The following is a 14604-nucleotide window of genomic DNA, read 5'->3' as shown; positions in this document are numbered from 1 at the left end:
CGGCATTGCCGACAACCTGCTGCGCCAGGCGCAGGCCGCCATCGTTCGACAGGAGCAGCTGGGCCTGGCGCCCGTGCTGGTCGTGGGGGAGCCGGGGGGGCGGGGGGGGGGGCGGGGGGGGCGGGGGGGCCGGGCCCCGGGGCGGCGGGGGGCGGGGGCGGGGGGGGGGGCGCGGCGCCCCCACGCCGAGTTGAGACAGCGGTACCTGTTTTGCCTGTTGCGTGAGGTTCATGTGTGTGTTCCCGTAACGATGGCCCGATGCTAGGAACCGCCGCCGCCGCCCACACCTAGCACCATTGATAGGGTGCCTACGGGTCGGCCCCGATACGTGCGCGCCGGCCCGGGGCTAGCATCGCCGGGACCGAAGTTCGCACGGTCTTTGCTTGACCCACGCCATGCACCTTTCCACCACACAGACGCGCGCCCTGGGCGACGTGATGCGGCTGCTGGCCGAAGCGACCGACCCCGACGCCCTGCGCGGCGACCTGGCGCTGCCCATGCTCGACCTGCTGCACGCCGACACCTACGTGTCCTTCACCTGGGACAGCGCCGCGCACTGCTTCGCGCGCGTGAAGGCACTGAACATGTCGGTGGAAAACCTGCGCAGCTGGGACGAGTACTACCGCTTCGTCGACCCGCTGACCTTTCCGATGATGGAGCGGCGCCACCCCACGCTGGCCACGCAGATCCTCTGCCAGCAAGACCTGTCGCGCACCGAGTTCTTCAACGACTTCCTCAAGCGCGACCGCATGCACTGGGGCGTGAACGTGTACGTGTTCGCCGACGGCGAATGCACCGGCGACATGCGCATCTGGCGCCACCGCGAGCGCGGCAACTTCGACGCGAACGAGATCGAGGCGCTGCGCCTGGTGGAGCCCGCCTTCGCGGGTGCGCTCGCGCGCTTCAGGTGGGAGGCCACGCCGGCCTCGTCGGCGCGGGCGCACGAAGACGTGAGCGAGCTGCTGCAGCGCAAGTCGGCGCTGAGCCAGCGCGAGGCGCAGGCGGCCGCGCTGGTGGTGTCGGGCTGCCCCGACAAGCTCATCGCCAAGCGCATGGCCGTGGGGCTGCCCACGGTGCGCTTCCACCTGGGCAATGCCTTTCGCAAGCTGCGGGTGGACAACCGCACGCAGCTTGCGGCGCGGGTGCAATCGATGATCAACGGCGAGGCGCTGGCGGACGGTTGAACCTGCGGGCCCGCCGGGCGTTCATCCCGCCTGTTCCGCAGGCGTTCCCGGCAGCGCATCGCCCTCGGCGTGGCGCAGGCAGTCGAGCATCTTCGCCACCGCCGCGCGTTCGGCGCTGCCCACGTTCCAGTACATCGACACCGAGCCGAAGCCCGACAGCCGCATCGGCAGGATGCGCATCGCGCCCAGCCGGGCAAAGCGCTGCGCCGTGCGGTGCGAGGCCAGGCCGATCATGCTGCTGCTGTTCAGCAGCGTGACGTTGACCGTGACCGAGTTCGACTCCACATGGTCGCGCGGCAGCGCACGGCCTTCGGCGGCCAGCGCGGCCTCCAGCGCATCGCGAATGGGCGTGCCGCGCGGCCACACCAGCCAGCGGTAGTCGAGCATGTCGGCCCAGTCGATGGTCTCGTGCTTGAACAGCGGGTGCTGCGGGCGCGCGACGAAGTGCAGCGGCTCCATGTAGAGCACCTCGGTGCGAATCAGCTCCTGGTCGTACGCGGCCGTGGTGCGCCCCACGATCACGTCGAGCTCGGCATGGGCCAGCTGGCGCATCAGCAGGTCCATGGTGCTCTCGACCAGGCGCACGTGCGAGCGCGGCATTTGCTGCAGCAGCCGCAGAACGGCCAGCGGCACGGTGTCGGAGGCCGAGGCGCCCGAGGTGCCCACCGCCACCAGGCCGCTGCCGCCTTCGAGCATCGCGGCCATGTCGTCGCGCGCCATGTCCAGCTGCGCCTCGATGCGCCGCGAATGCGCCAGCAGCGCCTCGCCGTGCACCGTGGGCCGCAGGCCGCGCGCCAGGCGCTCGAACAGCGTGAGGCCGATGTCGTCTTCCAGCTCCTTCAGCCATTTCGACAGGCCGGGCTGGGTGGTGTGCAGCTCTTGCGCGGAGCGGCTCATGTTGCCGGTGCGCGCCAGGCTCTGGAGCATCTGCAGGTTGCGCAGCCGGAGCCGCTGGGTCCAATCCATGGGGTAAACCCTTAAATCAATACGAATCCTGATATGGATGCGAACAAAAGATGATTTTACGGAGTATGGCTTGGCACCAATAATCCGGGCATTCCGCTTTTTCCAGGCGGGACGAACGCGAGACAAAAGATGGCCGACACCGCCCCGAACACTTCACCTAGCCCCACCCCCACCCCCACCGGCTCCGAAGCCGACAGCCGCAACGCCTACTACGCCCGCATCGGCCAGCAGAACATGGCTCCGCTGTGGGAGTCGCTGCACGCGCTGGTGCCCAAGCAGCCCAGGCCCAAGGCGGTGGCTGCGCTCTGGAAGTACGCCGACATCCGCTCGCTGGTGATGCAGGCCGGCCAGCTCATCAGCGCCGAAGAGGCGGTGCGCCGCGTGCTCATCCTGGAGAACCCGGGCCTGCCGGGCACTTCGAGCATCACCTCGACGCTGTATGCCGGCCTGCAGCTCATCCTCCCCGGCGAAATCGCGCCCGCCCACCGCCACACGCAATCGGCCCTGCGCTTCATCGTCGAGGGCAAGGGCGCCTGGACCTCGGTGAACGGAGAGCGCACGACCATGCACCCCGGCGACTTCATCATCACGCCCTCGTGGAACTGGCACGACCACGGCAACCCGACGGTGGCCGAAGGCGGCGAACCGGTGGTGTGGCTCGACGGGCTGGACATTCCGCTGCTGGTGCACCTGGACGCGGGCTTCGCCGAGAACCACAGCGAGGCCATGCAGGCCGTGGTGCGGCCCGAAGGCCACAGCTGGGCGCGCTTCGGCCACAACATGATGCCGGTGCGCCACCGCGTGAGCGACCCGACATCGCCCATCTTCAGCTACCCCTACGAGCGCAGCCGCGAGGCGCTCGACAGCCTCTACCGCTTCGGCGAACTCGACGCCTGGGACGGCGTGAAGCTGCGCTACACCAACCCCGCCACCGGCGGCTGGCCAATGCCCACCATGGCCACCTTCATGCAGCTGCTGCCCGCGGGCTTCCAGGGCAAGACCAGCCGCAGCACCGACGCCACCGTGTTCAGCGTGGTCGAGGGCCGCGGCACGGTGCGCATCGGCGAGCAGCACTTCGACTACCAGCCGCGCGACGTGTTCGTCGTGCCCTCGTGGCAACCGGTGCAGCTGGCCGCGGTGAGCGACGCGGTGCTGTTCAGCTACTCCGACCGCCCGGTGCAGGCCGCGCTCAACCTGCTGCGCGAAGAGCGCAGCTGAGTCTTCCCTTTTTCATTCTTCTTTTTCATTCCTTTTTTCTGGAACACGACACATGGCCTTCGTCTTCAACCCCGCCCCCACCGTCGCGATTCCCGTCGCCGGCAGCGACGAGCAGTTCGCGGTGCGCCGCGTCTACTGCGTCGGCCGCAACTACGCCGCCCACGCCCGCGAAATGGGCTTCGACCCCGACCGCGAACCGCCCTTCTTCTTCTGCAAGCCGGCCGACGCCGTGATTCCCGTGGCCGACGGCCAGACCCTGGAGCTGCCCTACCCGGCCAAGACCGCCAACTACCACTACGAGGCCGAGCTGGTGGTCGCCATCGGCCTGGGCGGCAGCGACATTCCGCGCGAAAAGGCGCTGGAGCACGCCTGGGGCTACGCCGTCGGCCTGGACATGACCCGCCGCGACCTGCAGATGAAGATGCGCGAAATGGGCCGCCCCTGGGAAATCGGCAAGGCCTTCGACGCCTCCGCGCCCATCGCGCCGCTGCATAAGGCCGCGACCGTGGGCCACTTCGACAACGCCGCCATCTGGCTGACCGTGAACGGCGCCGACCGCCAGCGCAGCGACGTGTCGCACCTGATCTGGTCGGTGGCCGAGACCATTGCCGACCTGTCGACCTACTTCCGCCTGGAACCCGGCGACCTGATCTACACCGGCACACCCGAAGGCGTGGGCGCCGTCGTGCGCGGCGACCTGATGAAGGTCGGCATCGACCGCCTGGGCGAACTCTCGGTGCGCGTGGCCTGATGCAGCTCTACAGCTTCTTCAACAGCTCGACCTCGTACCGCGTGCGCATCGCGCTGGCGCTGAAGGGGCTGCCCTTCGACTACGTGCCGGTGAACATCCGCGCCGGCGAGCAGCGCGAGGCGGGCTACGTGGCGCGCGTGAACCCGTCGGCCGCCGTGCCCGCGCTGGTGGACGGCGACTTCAGCCTGGGGCAATCGCTCGCGATCATCGACTACCTCGACGCCAGGCACCCCGTGCCGCGGCTGCTGCCGCAAGACGCGGCCGCGCGCGCCCGCGTGCTGGAGCTGTCGAGCGTGATTGCGTGCGACATACACCCCGTCAACAACATGCGCGTGCTGCGCTACCTGCAAGACGTGCTCGGCGTCACGCCCGCGCAGAAAGACGCGTGGTACCGCCACTGGATCGACGACGGCCTGGCCATGGTCGAGCGCCTGCTGCAAAGCCACGGCCACGGTGACTGGTGCTTCGGCGATGCGCCCACGCTGGCCGACTGCTGCCTGGTGCCGCAGATTGCCAACGCGCAGCGCATGGGCTGCGACACCTCGGCCCACGAACGCGCGATGCGCGTGTACACGCATGCCATCGCGCACCCGGCGTTCCAGGCCGCGGAGCCGCGCAGGCAGCCCGACCACACGGCCTGAAAAAGGCGCAAAAGGCGCAGAAGGCGCATAAGGCGCGCCGCGCTGCGCGCCTTGCACGTCTTTGCGTGTTCGTGCTTCCAGAAAACAGCGAGAGACAAATGTCAGCCCCAACCCTCATTCACGTTCCGTCCTTCATCGACAGGCAGCCGGTCTCGCGCTTCCAGGTCATGATCGTGGCGCTGTGCTTCCTGATCGTGGCCATCGACGGTTTCGACACCGCCGCCATCGGCTTCATCGCGCCGGCCATCGGCGCGCAGTGGAAGCTCACACCCGTGCACCTGGCGCCGCTGTTCGGCGCGGGCCTCATCGGGCTCATGATCGGCGCGCTCGGCATCGGCCCGTTCGCCGACCGCTTCGGGCGCAAGACGGTGCTGCTGGCCAGCGTGTTCTTCTTCGGCCTCATGAGCCTGCTGTCGGCCTGGTCGTCGTCGCTCGAAATGCTGATTGCGCTGCGCTTTCTCACCGGCGTCGGCCTGGGCGGCGCCATGCCCAACGCCATCACGCTCACCGCCGAGTACTGTCCCGAGCGGCGCCGCTCACTCATGGTGATGACCATGTTCTGCGGCTTCACCATCGGCTCCGCGCTGGGCGGCCTGGCGGCGGCGGGCCTGGTGGAGGCCTACGGATGGCATTCGGTGCTGGTGCTGGGCGGCGTGCTGCCGCTGGTGCTGCTGCCGGTGCTCGCCGTGCTGCTGCCCGAATCGGCGCGCTACCTGGTGGTGGCGGGCAAGCGCACCGACGAGGTGTTGCGCACGCTGCGCCGCATCGCGCCCGGCCACGTGCCTGCCCAAGCGCAGCTCGCGATGCCGCCCGCGCCGCGCGCCGGCTCGCCGGTCGGCCACCTGTTCGCGCCCGGCCTGCTACGCGGCACGCTGCTGATGTGGCTCGCCTTCTTCTGCAGCATGCTGGTCATCTACCTGCTTTCCAGCTGGCTGCCCACCGTGCTCAAGAGCACCGGCGCCACGCTGAAGACCGCCGCGCTGGTGACCATGCTGTTCCAGGTCGGCGGCACCGTCGGCACGCTCACGCTGGGCTGGTTGATGGACCGGCTCGACCCGCACCGCGTGCTGATGGCCGCGTATGTGATCGCCGGCGTGTGCATCGCGATGATCGGCACCTTCGGCGAGCAGCACGCGGTCGTCGGCGTGCTCGTGTTCCTCGCGGGCTTCGGCGTGTCCGGCGGGCAGGTCGGCGCGAATGCGCTGTCGGCCGCGTTCTACCCGACCGACTGCCGCGCCACCGGCGTCAGCTGGGCCAACGGCATCGGCCGCATGGGCTCGGTGCTGGGTTCCATGGGCGGCGGCGTGATGCTGTCGATGGGCCTGGGCCTGCCGACGCTGTTCGTGGTGGTCGGCGTGCCGGCGGTGCTGGCCGGGCTGGTGCTGATGGTGCTGGGCTCCGCGCGGGGCGGGCGGCACGCGGTGGCCTGAGCGGCATCCGGGCGCCAGGCTCGCTCAGCGTGTGACGCGTCCCTGCACGCCCTCGACCAGCCAGTTCATCTTCAGGATCTGCTCGTCGCTCAGCTGCGCGCCCTTGGCGATCACGACGCGGCCTTCGTTGTCTCGCACGTCGGCCGCCACCGCGCGAAACGGCTGCAGCTTGCCCGCGGCGATGTCCTTCTGCCGCGCGAGCACCTCGTCCTGCACGGCCTTGGGCACCTTGGTGCCGAAGTCGCCCACGCGGATCATTCCCTCCTTCACGCCGCCCCAGAGGTTGCCGCTTTTCCAGCTGCCGTCGAGCACCGCCTTCGCGCGCTGCGTGTAGTACCCGCCCCACTGGTGCGTGACCGCGACGAGCTGCGCGTCGGGCGCCACCTTGCGCATGTCGGAGTGGTACGCAATGGCCATCTTGCCGCGCTCCTGCGCCGCCGCCATCACCGCCGTGGAGCCGGTGTGGAAGGCCACCACGTCGGCGTTCTGGTTGAACAGCGCCATGGCCGCGTCGCGCTCCTTCGGCGGATCGAACCACTCGTTGAGCCACACCACGCTGACCTTGGCGGCAGGGTTCACCGAGCGCATGCCGAGCGTGAACGCGTTGATGCCCTGCAGCACCTCCGGAATCGGAAAGCCCGCGACGTAGCCGGCCACGTTCGTCTTCGTCATGCGCCCGGCAGCGACGCCCGCCAGGTAGCGGCCCTCGTAGTAGCGCGCATTGGCCGTCGCCACGTTGGGCGCGGTCTTGTAGCCGGTGACCGACTCGAACTTCACATCGGGAAAGTCCTTCGCCACCTTCAGCGTCGGCTCCATGTAGCCGAAGCTCGGCGTGAAGATGAGCGTGTTGCCCTGCTGCGCAAGGTCGCGAATGACGCGCTCGGCATCGGCGCCCTCGGCCACGTTCTCGACGAAGGTGGTCTTCACCTTGTCGCCCAGCGCGGCTTCGACGGCCTTGCGGCCCTCTTCATGCTGGCGCACCCAGCCGGCGTCGGTGACGGGGGTGACGTAGACGAAGCCGATCTTCAGGGGCGGCTTCGTGGGTGCCTGCGATGTCTGTGGAGTCTGTGGAGTCTGAGAAAGAGCGGGCGATAAACAGCAAGCGGCAACCCACGCCAGAACGGCGCGGCCCGCGAGGTTTTTGTACATGGTGGTCCTCTACATGGCCCCGGGAAAAACAGAATCCGCACCTGCCGGGACGCCAGGCGCGAAGGGGGAGCATTTTAGGCGGGCGAAAACCGCTAGCCGGCGAAGCCTGCGTTGCCGGCTATTCGGCCGCTGAAGAGCTCGGAGCCCGCCTCTTCCTGCCTGCGCCTGCCGTGCCGCGCCATTGCTCCCAAGGTGGCGTTCCCTCGAATGCCGTGGCCAGCCGCTCGATCAGCAGCCGCGCCTTCCAGGGCACGTGCTTTGCCGTGGATGTCACGGCATGCAGCGGCAACTCGGGGCTGTCGAAGCCCGGCAGCACTTGCACGAGTTCGCCGCGCGCCAGGTGGTTCGCAAACACGAAGCCCGGTGCATAGGCCACGCCCAGGCCCGCCAGGGCGAGCTCCAGCATCATCGATGTGTTGTTCGCTTCCACCCGGCACGCGCGCGAGAGCTGCACCGGCGCCGAGCCCGGCGCGCCGAACATCCAGGGCGGCGTCGACACATCGCCCAGATAGCCGATGCGGGCATGGGCTTCGAGCTCTTGCGGCGTGCGGGGTGTTCCGGCACGCCGCAGGTAGGCGGGCGTTGCGCAGGCCATGAGACGGCAGCCGGCCAGCCGCCGCACCACCAGGTCGGAATCGGGCAGGCGGCCGATCCGCAGCGCCAGGTCGAGCCCCTCTTCCACCAGGTCGACGAAGCGGTCCTGAAGCTGCATTTCCACGCGCACCGCGGGAAACTCCTGCATGTACCTTGCGACCACCGGGCCGAGGTACATCGCCGCGAAGGTCACGGGTGCCGCCACGCGCAGCGTGCCCCGCGGGCTCGCGTGCTTGTCGACGGCCTCGTTGTTCGCTTCCTCCAGGTCTTCGAGGATGCGCTTGCACTTTGCGTGGTAGGCCTGCCCGGCGTCTGTCAGGCTGAGGCGGCGCGTGGTGCGCTGCACGAGGCGCGCGGGCAGCGCCTGCTCCAGCGAAGAGAGATAGCGCCCGGCCATCACCGCGGAGATGCCGAAGCGCCGGGCCGCGGCCGCGATGCTCCCTTCATCGATCGCAGTCACGAAGACGGCCATGCTCAGCAATCGGTCCATGCAAGCCCCACTATGTACTCTTGATACTGACTGTACATCTCGCTGGACGTCTTATCTATCCAGCCGCAGGAATGAACAATGGCCACCAGGAAGCGGCAAGGGTTGCCGCCGCCCATCACTCAAAGGCATGGTCATGAAAATCCTGGCAAACAGCGTCCATCTCGAGGTATCGCAACAAGGCGCCGGCGACATGGCGCTCGTGTTCCTTCACTACTGGGGCGGCTCTTCGCGCACATGGGCGCCGGTCGTCTCGCGGTTGTCGGACACGTTTCGCTGCGTGGCACTGGACGGCCGCGGGCAAGGCAGTTCCGAGGCACCGACCGAAGGCTACAGCGCCGTCGACCTCGCCGACGATGTGCTCGCCGCCGTCGAGCAACTGGGCATCGGCGACTACATCCTCGTCGGGCACTCCATGGGCGGCAAGACGGCACAGGTCGCGGCCTCCCGACGCCCCATCGGGCTGCGCGGCATCGCCATGGTCGCATCGTCGCCGCCCTCGCCCATGCAGATCGACGACGTGCAACGCGCGCAGATGACAAAGGCGTATGCGAACCGTGAAGCGGTCGAATGGACGCTCGACAACGTGCTCACCGGCAGCCCGCTGTCGCGCGAGGCGCGGGAACAGGCAATCGAAGATGCCCTGCGGCTCAGCCCGCAGGCCAGCCTGGGCTGGATCGACACCGGCACGCGCGAAGACTTCAGCCACAGGGTGGCCGCCATCGACGTGCCCGTGGTCATCGTCGCGGGCGAACTCGACCGCGTCGACCCGGTTGCGGTGGTGCGCGACCACATCGCCGTCCGCTACCCGCAGGCCGCGGTTCACCTGATTCCGAACCGCGGGCACCTGCTGCCCGTGGAGGCACCGCGGGAAGTCGCGGACATCCTGCGCACGTTCGCACGCGCGGCGCGTGCGGTGTCACCGCGCTGATCGCAGCCCGTCGAACTCGCCGCGAAGCGCCCGCACCAGTTCCGCGACCGAAGGAACCGACGCTACGCCCGACACCGAATGCCCAGCGCTCCACAGGTCGGCCCACCGCTGGACCACCGCGCCCTCCGAACCGCCGCCGAACCGGCTGCGTGCTTCCTGCACCGACACGGTCTCGTCGAGCGCTTCGGGGTCCAGCCCGGCCTGCACGACCGAAGGCCGCAGAAAGTTCGCGGGCAAGCCCGTGAAAGCGCGCGTGGTCATCACGTCGTCCAGCGAGCTTTGCGTGAGCATCTGCTTGTAGGGCGCGCTGCCCAGGCTCTCGCGCGTGGCGATGAAGCGCGTGCCCATGGAGCCCAGGTCGCAGCCCAGCGCCACGGCGGCCTTCAGTGCCACGCCGTCCGACAGGCCACCCGCCAGCACCAGCGGCCCGTCGAACAGCGCTCGCACCGCGCGCACGAAGGCAAACGGGTTGGCCCAGCCGGTGTGCCCGCCCGCGCCCGCCGTCAGCAGCACGAGGCCGTCGACACCCGCCTCGATGGCGCGTTGCGCATGGTGCACCGAGGCCACGTCCGCCAGCACCATGCAGCCGCCCGCGTGCAACGCGGGTACCACCGAGGCGGGCGAGCCCACGCTGGTGATCACCACCTCCGCGCGATGCCGCACGATGAGGTCGACCTCGGCCTTCACCTTCGCGGGGTCGCGCCGCATGATCAGGTTGGGGCAGTACGGCGCGTGGCGTGCGCCCTCGGCTTCGGCCTGTTCAGCCTCCGTGCGCAGCCGCCGCAGCCACGCGTCGAACTCTTCGAGCGATGCGCAATTGGCGGTGGGAAACGCGCCGACCACGCCGGCCCGGCATGCCGCCGAGACCAGCTCGATGCCGGACACCCGCAGCATGGGCGCCGCGATGAGCGGCAGCGCAAGGCGCTCTAGAAAGGGCAGTCGATGCCTGGTCATGCCGCGGTCCGTTCGAGTGAAGAAAGCCGGCCTAGCGATGCACGCGCCTCGTCCAGCAGCCGGGCCACGATGGCCGCGAGCGGCTCGATGCGCGTCGCGAAGGCAATGGCCGGCCCCAGCGACAGCATGCCGCGCTGCCAGTCGCCCTGGGCATAGCAATGGTCGCGCGCGGTGCGCCCGCTGATGAGGTCGCCGAAAGCCGCATGGTCGGCCGCGCCGGCACGCTCGATCTCGTCGATGCGCTGCGCGGTGTCGTTGCGCAGCACCCGCCAGGTGTTGCCCAGCGTGTGCAGCAGCCGCACGGTGGAATGTTCGTCGCAGCCCAGCAGGTGCTCCTTGTACGCCCGGTGCGCGCCGATCTCCTCGCACACCAGGAAGCGGCTGCCCATCATCACGCCCTCGTGCCCTTGCGCGAGCGCCGCTGCAATCTGCCGGCCGTGGCCGATGCCGCCGCCCAGCACCACGGGCACGCGGAACTGCTCCGCGGCCAGCGCGCCCATCAGCATGGTGGGCAGTTCGTTGGTGCCGGGGTGGCCGCCCTCTTCCATGCCGATGAGCGCCACGGCGTCGGCGCCCGCGCGCTCGGCCGACAGCGCGTGACGGATGCTCGGCGCCTTGTGCAGCACGATGGCGCCGGCCTCGTGCAGGGTGCCGATCAGCTCGGTGGGCGCGTAGCCCGCAGTCTCGAAGTGGCGCACGCCGTGCGCCAGCGCCATGTCGAGCCAGCGCCGCACGGCCGCGTTGGCCTCGGGCCGGCTCGACAGCGTGAGGTTCACGCCGAAGGGCCTGCCGCCGGTGAGCGTGGCGCATTGCACCAGCGCAGCGGCAAAGTCTTCGTCGCTGTCGAAGGAGCGCGGCGTGATGAAGCCCATGCAGCCGGCGTTGACCAGCGCCGCCACATAGCGGGCGTCCGACAGCCACATCAGCCCGCCGCCCAGGATGGGGTGCGCAATGCCGAACAGCTCGGTGATGCGCGTGCGAAATACGGGTGCCACGGCGTCAGTTCCGCGCGCTGTCGAGCGCCGGTGCGCCGCCGAGCGCGCCCGCCCGCACACCGGCCAGGGGGACGGGGTAGCGCGCCACCGGCAGCACGGCGCCGTCTTCGAACTTGCCGCGCCGCGCGAACTGCGGCAACGCCGCCACCTTCGACGGCTCCACCACCGGCGCCGCGGGCACGTCGTGCCGCTGCAGCAGCGCGAAGACCTCGTCGGCGTCGCTGTGTGCCACTACCTCGGCAATGCGCGCGTTGATGGCACCGGCCACGGCCTTGCGCGCCTTCATCGCGCGGAAGTCTTCGCCGCCGTAGGGCGCCAGGTCGAGCGCCTCGCACAGGCGCGCCCAGAAGTGGTCTTCCAGCGCGGCGATGGACACGTGCCGCCCGTCGCGGCAGGCGAAGGCGCCGTACGCGGGCTTGACCAGCGTGGCCTCGCGCTGCGCTTCCAGCGTGTGGGCACCGGCCTCGCGCCAAGCGCCGACGCGCGGGTTCATCCAGTGCAGCGCGCAGTCGGCGAGCGCCACGTCCAGGTGCTGGCCCTGCCCCGTGTGCTCGCGCTGGTACAGCGCCGCGAGCGTGGACGACAGCGCATACGTCGCGCCGCACAGGTCCGCCACCGGCAGGCCGAAGCTCTGCGCAGGTCCGCCGCCTTGCACGCCCGACACCGCGAGCACGCCCGCGGCGGCCAGGTAGTTGATGTCGTGGCCCGGCAGGTCGGCCCACGGGCCGTCTTGCCCGTAGCCGCTCAACGACACGTACACCAATCGCGGAAACGCCGCGCGCAGGCTGGCCGCGTCCAGCCCCAGCCGCGCCATCACGCCGGGGCGGTACGACTCGACCACCACGTCGGCCGTGGCGATCAGCGCGCGCACCTCCGCGCGCTGCGCCTCGTCCTTCAGGTCGGCCAGCAGGCTCTGCTTGCCGCGGTTCACCGCATCGAACACGCCCGGTCCCATGCGGCGTACGTTGTCGCCACCGGGCGGGCGCTCGATCTTGATGACGCGCGCGCCCATCTCGGCCAGGCTCTGCGTGAAGAACGGGCCCGGCAGCAGCTCGCTGAAGTCGACGACGGTGATGCCGGCCAGCGGCGGCGCCACCGGTGCCGCGCTGGTGCTAGCAGCCGTGGCCGTAATAGCAGCCGTGGCCGTGGTCATGCGGCGCCCCCTGTGCGTTCGATGATCACCGCGTCGAGCGGCATCGCGCCCTCGCCCTTCGCGCCGACCCACACCGGGTTCAGGTCCATCTCCTCGACGCGCTCGCCGTGGCGCACCACGAAGTCCGAGATGCGCACCAGGAGGTCCTCCAGCGCCGCCACGTCGGCCGCGGGCCGGCCGCGCGCGCCGTCGAGCAGCGGAAAGCAGCGCATCTCGCGCACCATCGCCGCCGCATCACGCGGGCCGATGGGCAGCAGCCGCCGCGTCACGTCGCGGAAGATCTCGACATAGATGCCGCCCAGCCCGAAGGTCATGACGTGGCCGAACACCGGGTCGCGCGTCACGCCGATCATCAGCTCGACGCCGCCGCGCGGCGCCATCTTCTCGATGAGCAGGCCGTCGACCTTCGCCTCGGGCTTGTGCCGCGCCACCGAGGCCATGATGTCGCGCCAGGCCGCGGCGACCTGCGCCCCGTCCTGCAGGCCGACCTGCACGCCACCGATGTCCGACTTGTGCACGATCTGCTCGCTGGCGATCTTGGCGACCACCGGGTAGCCCATGCGGTCGGCCAGCGCGCGCGCTTCCTCCGCCGACGTGGCGAGCACGTTCGGCAGCAGCGCCACGCCCGCTTCGCGCAGCTGTTGCTTTGCCTGCGCTTCCGAGAGGCTGCGCGTCGCGCCTTCCTGCAGCGGCGCGGCCAGGGGCGGCAGCGCGACGGGCCGCATGTCGGGGTTCGCGCGGCGCCAACGCCCGTATTCCACCCAGCGCCCGATGGCGGAAATGGCCTTGCCCACCGAGCGCGGCGGCGCAAAGCCCGCCGCCACCAGCCGCTGGTAGCCCTCGCCGAGGCGGTCGCTCATCCAGATGGGCACGATGGGCGCTGCGCAGCCCTTCTGCGCATTGATGATGTTGTCGGCCATGCGCGTGGTGGTCTCGCCGTAGTCCAGCGCAATGGGCACGATGGTCAGGCCCAGGTTGGCGTCGTTGGCCACGCAGCCCAGCGTGGTTTCCACCACGGTCTTGTCGCTGAGCACCATGGCGGTGGTGTCCACCGGGTTGCCAATGGCCGCGTAGTCGGGCAGCTTGGCGCGCAGCACCGCCGTGGTCTCGGGCGTGAAGGCCGCGAGTGTGAGCCCGGCCGAGCCGACCGCGTCGGCCGCCAGCGCCGCCGTGCCGCCCGAGGAGCAATAGATGCCCAGCGCCTCCTGCGCGCCGGGCATGGCGCGCGCGAAGAGCCAGGCGGTGTCGACCAGTTCGTCGATGTCGTCCACCTCGATCACGCCGAACTGCCGGAACACGGCGCTGTTGACCTCGGCCGAGCCCGTGAGCGAGGCGGTGTGCGACTGCGCCGCGCGCCGCCCGTACTCCGACTTGCCCACCTTCAGCCCGATCACCGGCTTGCCGTTGGCCGCCGCGCGCTGCACGGCCGCCACGAACTTCGGCCCGTCCTTGATGCCTTCCAGCAGCGTGACGATGACCTTGATGTCCGGCGCGTCCGCCATGTAGTGGATGAAGTCGGCCACCTGCAGGTCGACCTCGTTGCCGGTGGAGGCCCACAGCCCGATGCCGATGCCGCGCTCCATCGCCTGCATCACGTTGCGCCCGAGGCCGCCGCCCTGCGTGGCCAGGCCGATGGGGCCCTTCACCAGGTCGTGCGGGAACGAGGGCGAGAAGGTCAGGCCGAGCCGACCGTTGACGTTGGTCAGGCCCGGGCAGTTGGGGCCGTACAGGCGCAGGCCGCTGCGCTCGGCGATCTCCTTCATGCGCTGCTGCTCGCGCTCGCCCTCGGCACCCGCCTCGCCGAAGCCCGAGCTCAGGATGACTGCGAACGCCACGCCGCGCGCGGCACATTCCTCGATGACCGTGAGCACGCCGCTCGCGGGCACGGCCACCACGGCCACGTCGGGCGTGGCCGGCAGCGCCGCCACGCTGGGCCAGCAGCGGTGGCCGCGAATCTCGGGTTTCGTCGGGTTCACGAGGTAGACGTCGCCGCCGAACTCAGAATGCGTGAGCAGGTTGGTGAGCGTGCGTTCGCCGATGCCGCCTTCGCGGTCGGACGCGCCGACCAGCGCGATCGAACGCGGGTTGATCAGGCGCGACAGGTCGGCCGGGCCGTGCGCGGTGTTCTTGGTTGTCTCCATGGTGCGTGTT

At 69.9% G+C, this 14604-nt stretch carries 13 protein-coding genes; 6 read left to right on the top strand and 7 right to left on the bottom strand.

Annotation, left to right across the window (positions count from 1 at the left end; translation table 11 throughout):
* The first annotated feature begins 395 nt into the window (after positions 1 to 395).
* Positions 396 to 1184 (top strand): helix-turn-helix transcriptional regulator, encoded by a 789-nt coding sequence (locus QTI51_RS16390; RefSeq protein ID WP_116911279.1) that lies wholly within the window; start codon positions 396 to 398, stop codon positions 1182 to 1184.
* Positions 1185 to 1205: 21 nt separating this feature from the next.
* Here the strand turns inward: QTI51_RS16390 and QTI51_RS16385 are convergent, their stop codons facing one another.
* Positions 1206 to 2150, bottom strand: a complete 945-nt coding sequence (locus QTI51_RS16385; protein ID WP_116911280.1) for a LysR family transcriptional regulator — start codon at positions 2148 to 2150, stop codon at positions 1206 to 1208.
* Positions 2151 to 2279: 129 nt separating this feature from the next.
* On the opposite strand from QTI51_RS16385, the gene gtdA reads away from it, so the two are divergent.
* The 4 genes from gtdA (at position 2280) to QTI51_RS16365 (ending at position 6190) form a co-directional block, all read left to right on the top strand.
* A complete protein-coding gene (gene gtdA / locus QTI51_RS16380) occupies positions 2280 to 3368 on the top strand; it encodes a gentisate 1,2-dioxygenase (RefSeq protein WP_286515156.1) in 1089 nt (362 codons plus the stop codon).
* Positions 3369 to 3420: 52 nt separating this feature from the next.
* Positions 3421 to 4119, top strand: a complete 699-nt coding sequence (locus QTI51_RS16375) for a fumarylacetoacetate hydrolase family protein (protein ID WP_286515155.1) — start codon at positions 3421 to 3423, stop codon at positions 4117 to 4119.
* Positions 4119 to 4760, top strand: coding sequence for a maleylacetoacetate isomerase (gene maiA, locus QTI51_RS16370; RefSeq protein ID WP_286515154.1), 642 nt, complete (start codon positions 4119 to 4121; stop codon positions 4758 to 4760). Before QTI51_RS16375 ends, maiA begins: the two co-directional genes overlap by 1 nt.
* Positions 4761 to 4858: 98 nt before the next feature.
* A complete protein-coding gene (locus QTI51_RS16365) occupies positions 4859 to 6190 on the top strand; it encodes an MFS transporter (RefSeq protein WP_286515152.1) in 1332 nt (443 codons plus the stop codon).
* 24 nt (positions 6191 to 6214) lie between these two features.
* Here the strand turns inward: QTI51_RS16365 and QTI51_RS16360 are convergent, their stop codons facing one another.
* Positions 6215 to 7339 carry a BMP family ABC transporter substrate-binding protein gene (locus QTI51_RS16360; protein WP_286515151.1) on the bottom strand — a complete coding sequence of 375 codons (1125 nt, stop codon included), beginning with the start codon at positions 7337 to 7339 and terminating at the stop codon, positions 6215 to 6217.
* Between the two features lie 118 nt (positions 7340 to 7457).
* A complete protein-coding gene (locus QTI51_RS16355; RefSeq protein WP_286515150.1) occupies positions 7458 to 8423 on the bottom strand; it encodes a LysR family transcriptional regulator in 966 nt (321 codons plus the stop codon).
* A gap of 133 nt (positions 8424 to 8556) precedes the next feature.
* On the opposite strand from QTI51_RS16355, the gene QTI51_RS16350 reads away from it, so the two are divergent.
* A complete protein-coding gene (locus QTI51_RS16350) occupies positions 8557 to 9351 on the top strand; it encodes an alpha/beta fold hydrolase (protein WP_286515148.1) in 795 nt (264 codons plus the stop codon).
* Here the strand turns inward: QTI51_RS16350 and QTI51_RS16345 are convergent.
* From QTI51_RS16345 to QTI51_RS16330, 4 genes are read right to left on the bottom strand one after another with little or no spacing between them, the layout of a single operon-like run.
* Positions 9340 to 10305, bottom strand: a complete 966-nt coding sequence (locus QTI51_RS16345) for an NAD(P)H-dependent flavin oxidoreductase (RefSeq protein ID WP_286515147.1) — start codon at positions 10303 to 10305, stop codon at positions 9340 to 9342. The two genes, QTI51_RS16350 and QTI51_RS16345, sit on opposite strands and share 12 nt — an antisense overlap.
* Positions 10302 to 11300: an NAD(P)H-dependent flavin oxidoreductase gene (locus tag QTI51_RS16340; RefSeq protein WP_286515145.1), complete on the bottom strand. Its 999-nt coding sequence runs from the start codon at positions 11298 to 11300 to the stop codon at positions 10302 to 10304. Before QTI51_RS16340 ends, QTI51_RS16345 begins: the two co-directional genes overlap by 4 nt.
* A gap of 4 nt (positions 11301 to 11304) precedes the next feature.
* Positions 11305 to 12453: a CaiB/BaiF CoA transferase family protein gene (locus QTI51_RS16335; RefSeq protein ID WP_286515143.1), complete on the bottom strand. Its 1149-nt coding sequence runs from the start codon at positions 12451 to 12453 to the stop codon at positions 11305 to 11307.
* Positions 12450 to 14594 carry an acetate--CoA ligase family protein gene (locus QTI51_RS16330; RefSeq protein ID WP_286515142.1) on the bottom strand — a complete coding sequence of 715 codons (2145 nt, stop codon included), beginning with the start codon at positions 14592 to 14594 and terminating at the stop codon, positions 12450 to 12452. Before QTI51_RS16330 ends, QTI51_RS16335 begins: the two co-directional genes overlap by 4 nt.
* Positions 14595 to 14604 lie beyond the last annotated feature (10 nt).

The organism is Variovorax sp. J22G73 (assembly GCF_030317035.1).
Classification (GTDB): domain Bacteria; phylum Pseudomonadota; class Gammaproteobacteria; order Burkholderiales; family Burkholderiaceae_C; genus Variovorax.
This window is presented reverse-complemented; position numbering and strand designations above follow the sequence as displayed.

Bases quoted from the DNA above. Each gene is read 5' to 3' on its own strand.
- QTI51_RS16390 (WP_116911279.1), top strand. From the start codon at position 396: ATGCACCTTTCCACCACACAGACGCGCGCCCTGGGCGACGTGATGCGG.
- QTI51_RS16385 (WP_116911280.1), bottom strand. From the start codon at position 2,150: ATGGATTGGACCCAGCGGCTCCGGCTGCGCAACCTGCAGATGCTCCAG.
- gtdA (WP_286515156.1), top strand. From the start codon at position 2,280: ATGGCCGACACCGCCCCGAACACTTCACCTAGCCCCACCCCCACCCCC.
- QTI51_RS16375 (WP_286515155.1), top strand. From the start codon at position 3,421: ATGGCCTTCGTCTTCAACCCCGCCCCCACCGTCGCGATTCCCGTCGCC.
- maiA (WP_286515154.1), top strand. From the start codon at position 4,119: ATGCAGCTCTACAGCTTCTTCAACAGCTCGACCTCGTACCGCGTGCGC.
- QTI51_RS16365 (WP_286515152.1), top strand. From the start codon at position 4,859: ATGTCAGCCCCAACCCTCATTCACGTTCCGTCCTTCATCGACAGGCAG.
- QTI51_RS16360 (WP_286515151.1), bottom strand. From the start codon at position 7,339: ATGTACAAAAACCTCGCGGGCCGCGCCGTTCTGGCGTGGGTTGCCGCT.
- QTI51_RS16355 (WP_286515150.1), bottom strand. From the start codon at position 8,423: ATGGACCGATTGCTGAGCATGGCCGTCTTCGTGACTGCGATCGATGAA.
- QTI51_RS16350 (WP_286515148.1), top strand. From the start codon at position 8,557: ATGAAAATCCTGGCAAACAGCGTCCATCTCGAGGTATCGCAACAAGGC.
- QTI51_RS16345 (WP_286515147.1), bottom strand. From the start codon at position 10,305: ATGACCAGGCATCGACTGCCCTTTCTAGAGCGCCTTGCGCTGCCGCTC.
- QTI51_RS16335 (WP_286515143.1), bottom strand. From the start codon at position 12,453: ATGACCACGGCCACGGCTGCTATTACGGCCACGGCTGCTAGCACCAGC.
- QTI51_RS16330 (WP_286515142.1), bottom strand. From the start codon at position 14,594: ATGGAGACAACCAAGAACACCGCGCACGGCCCGGCCGACCTGTCGCGC.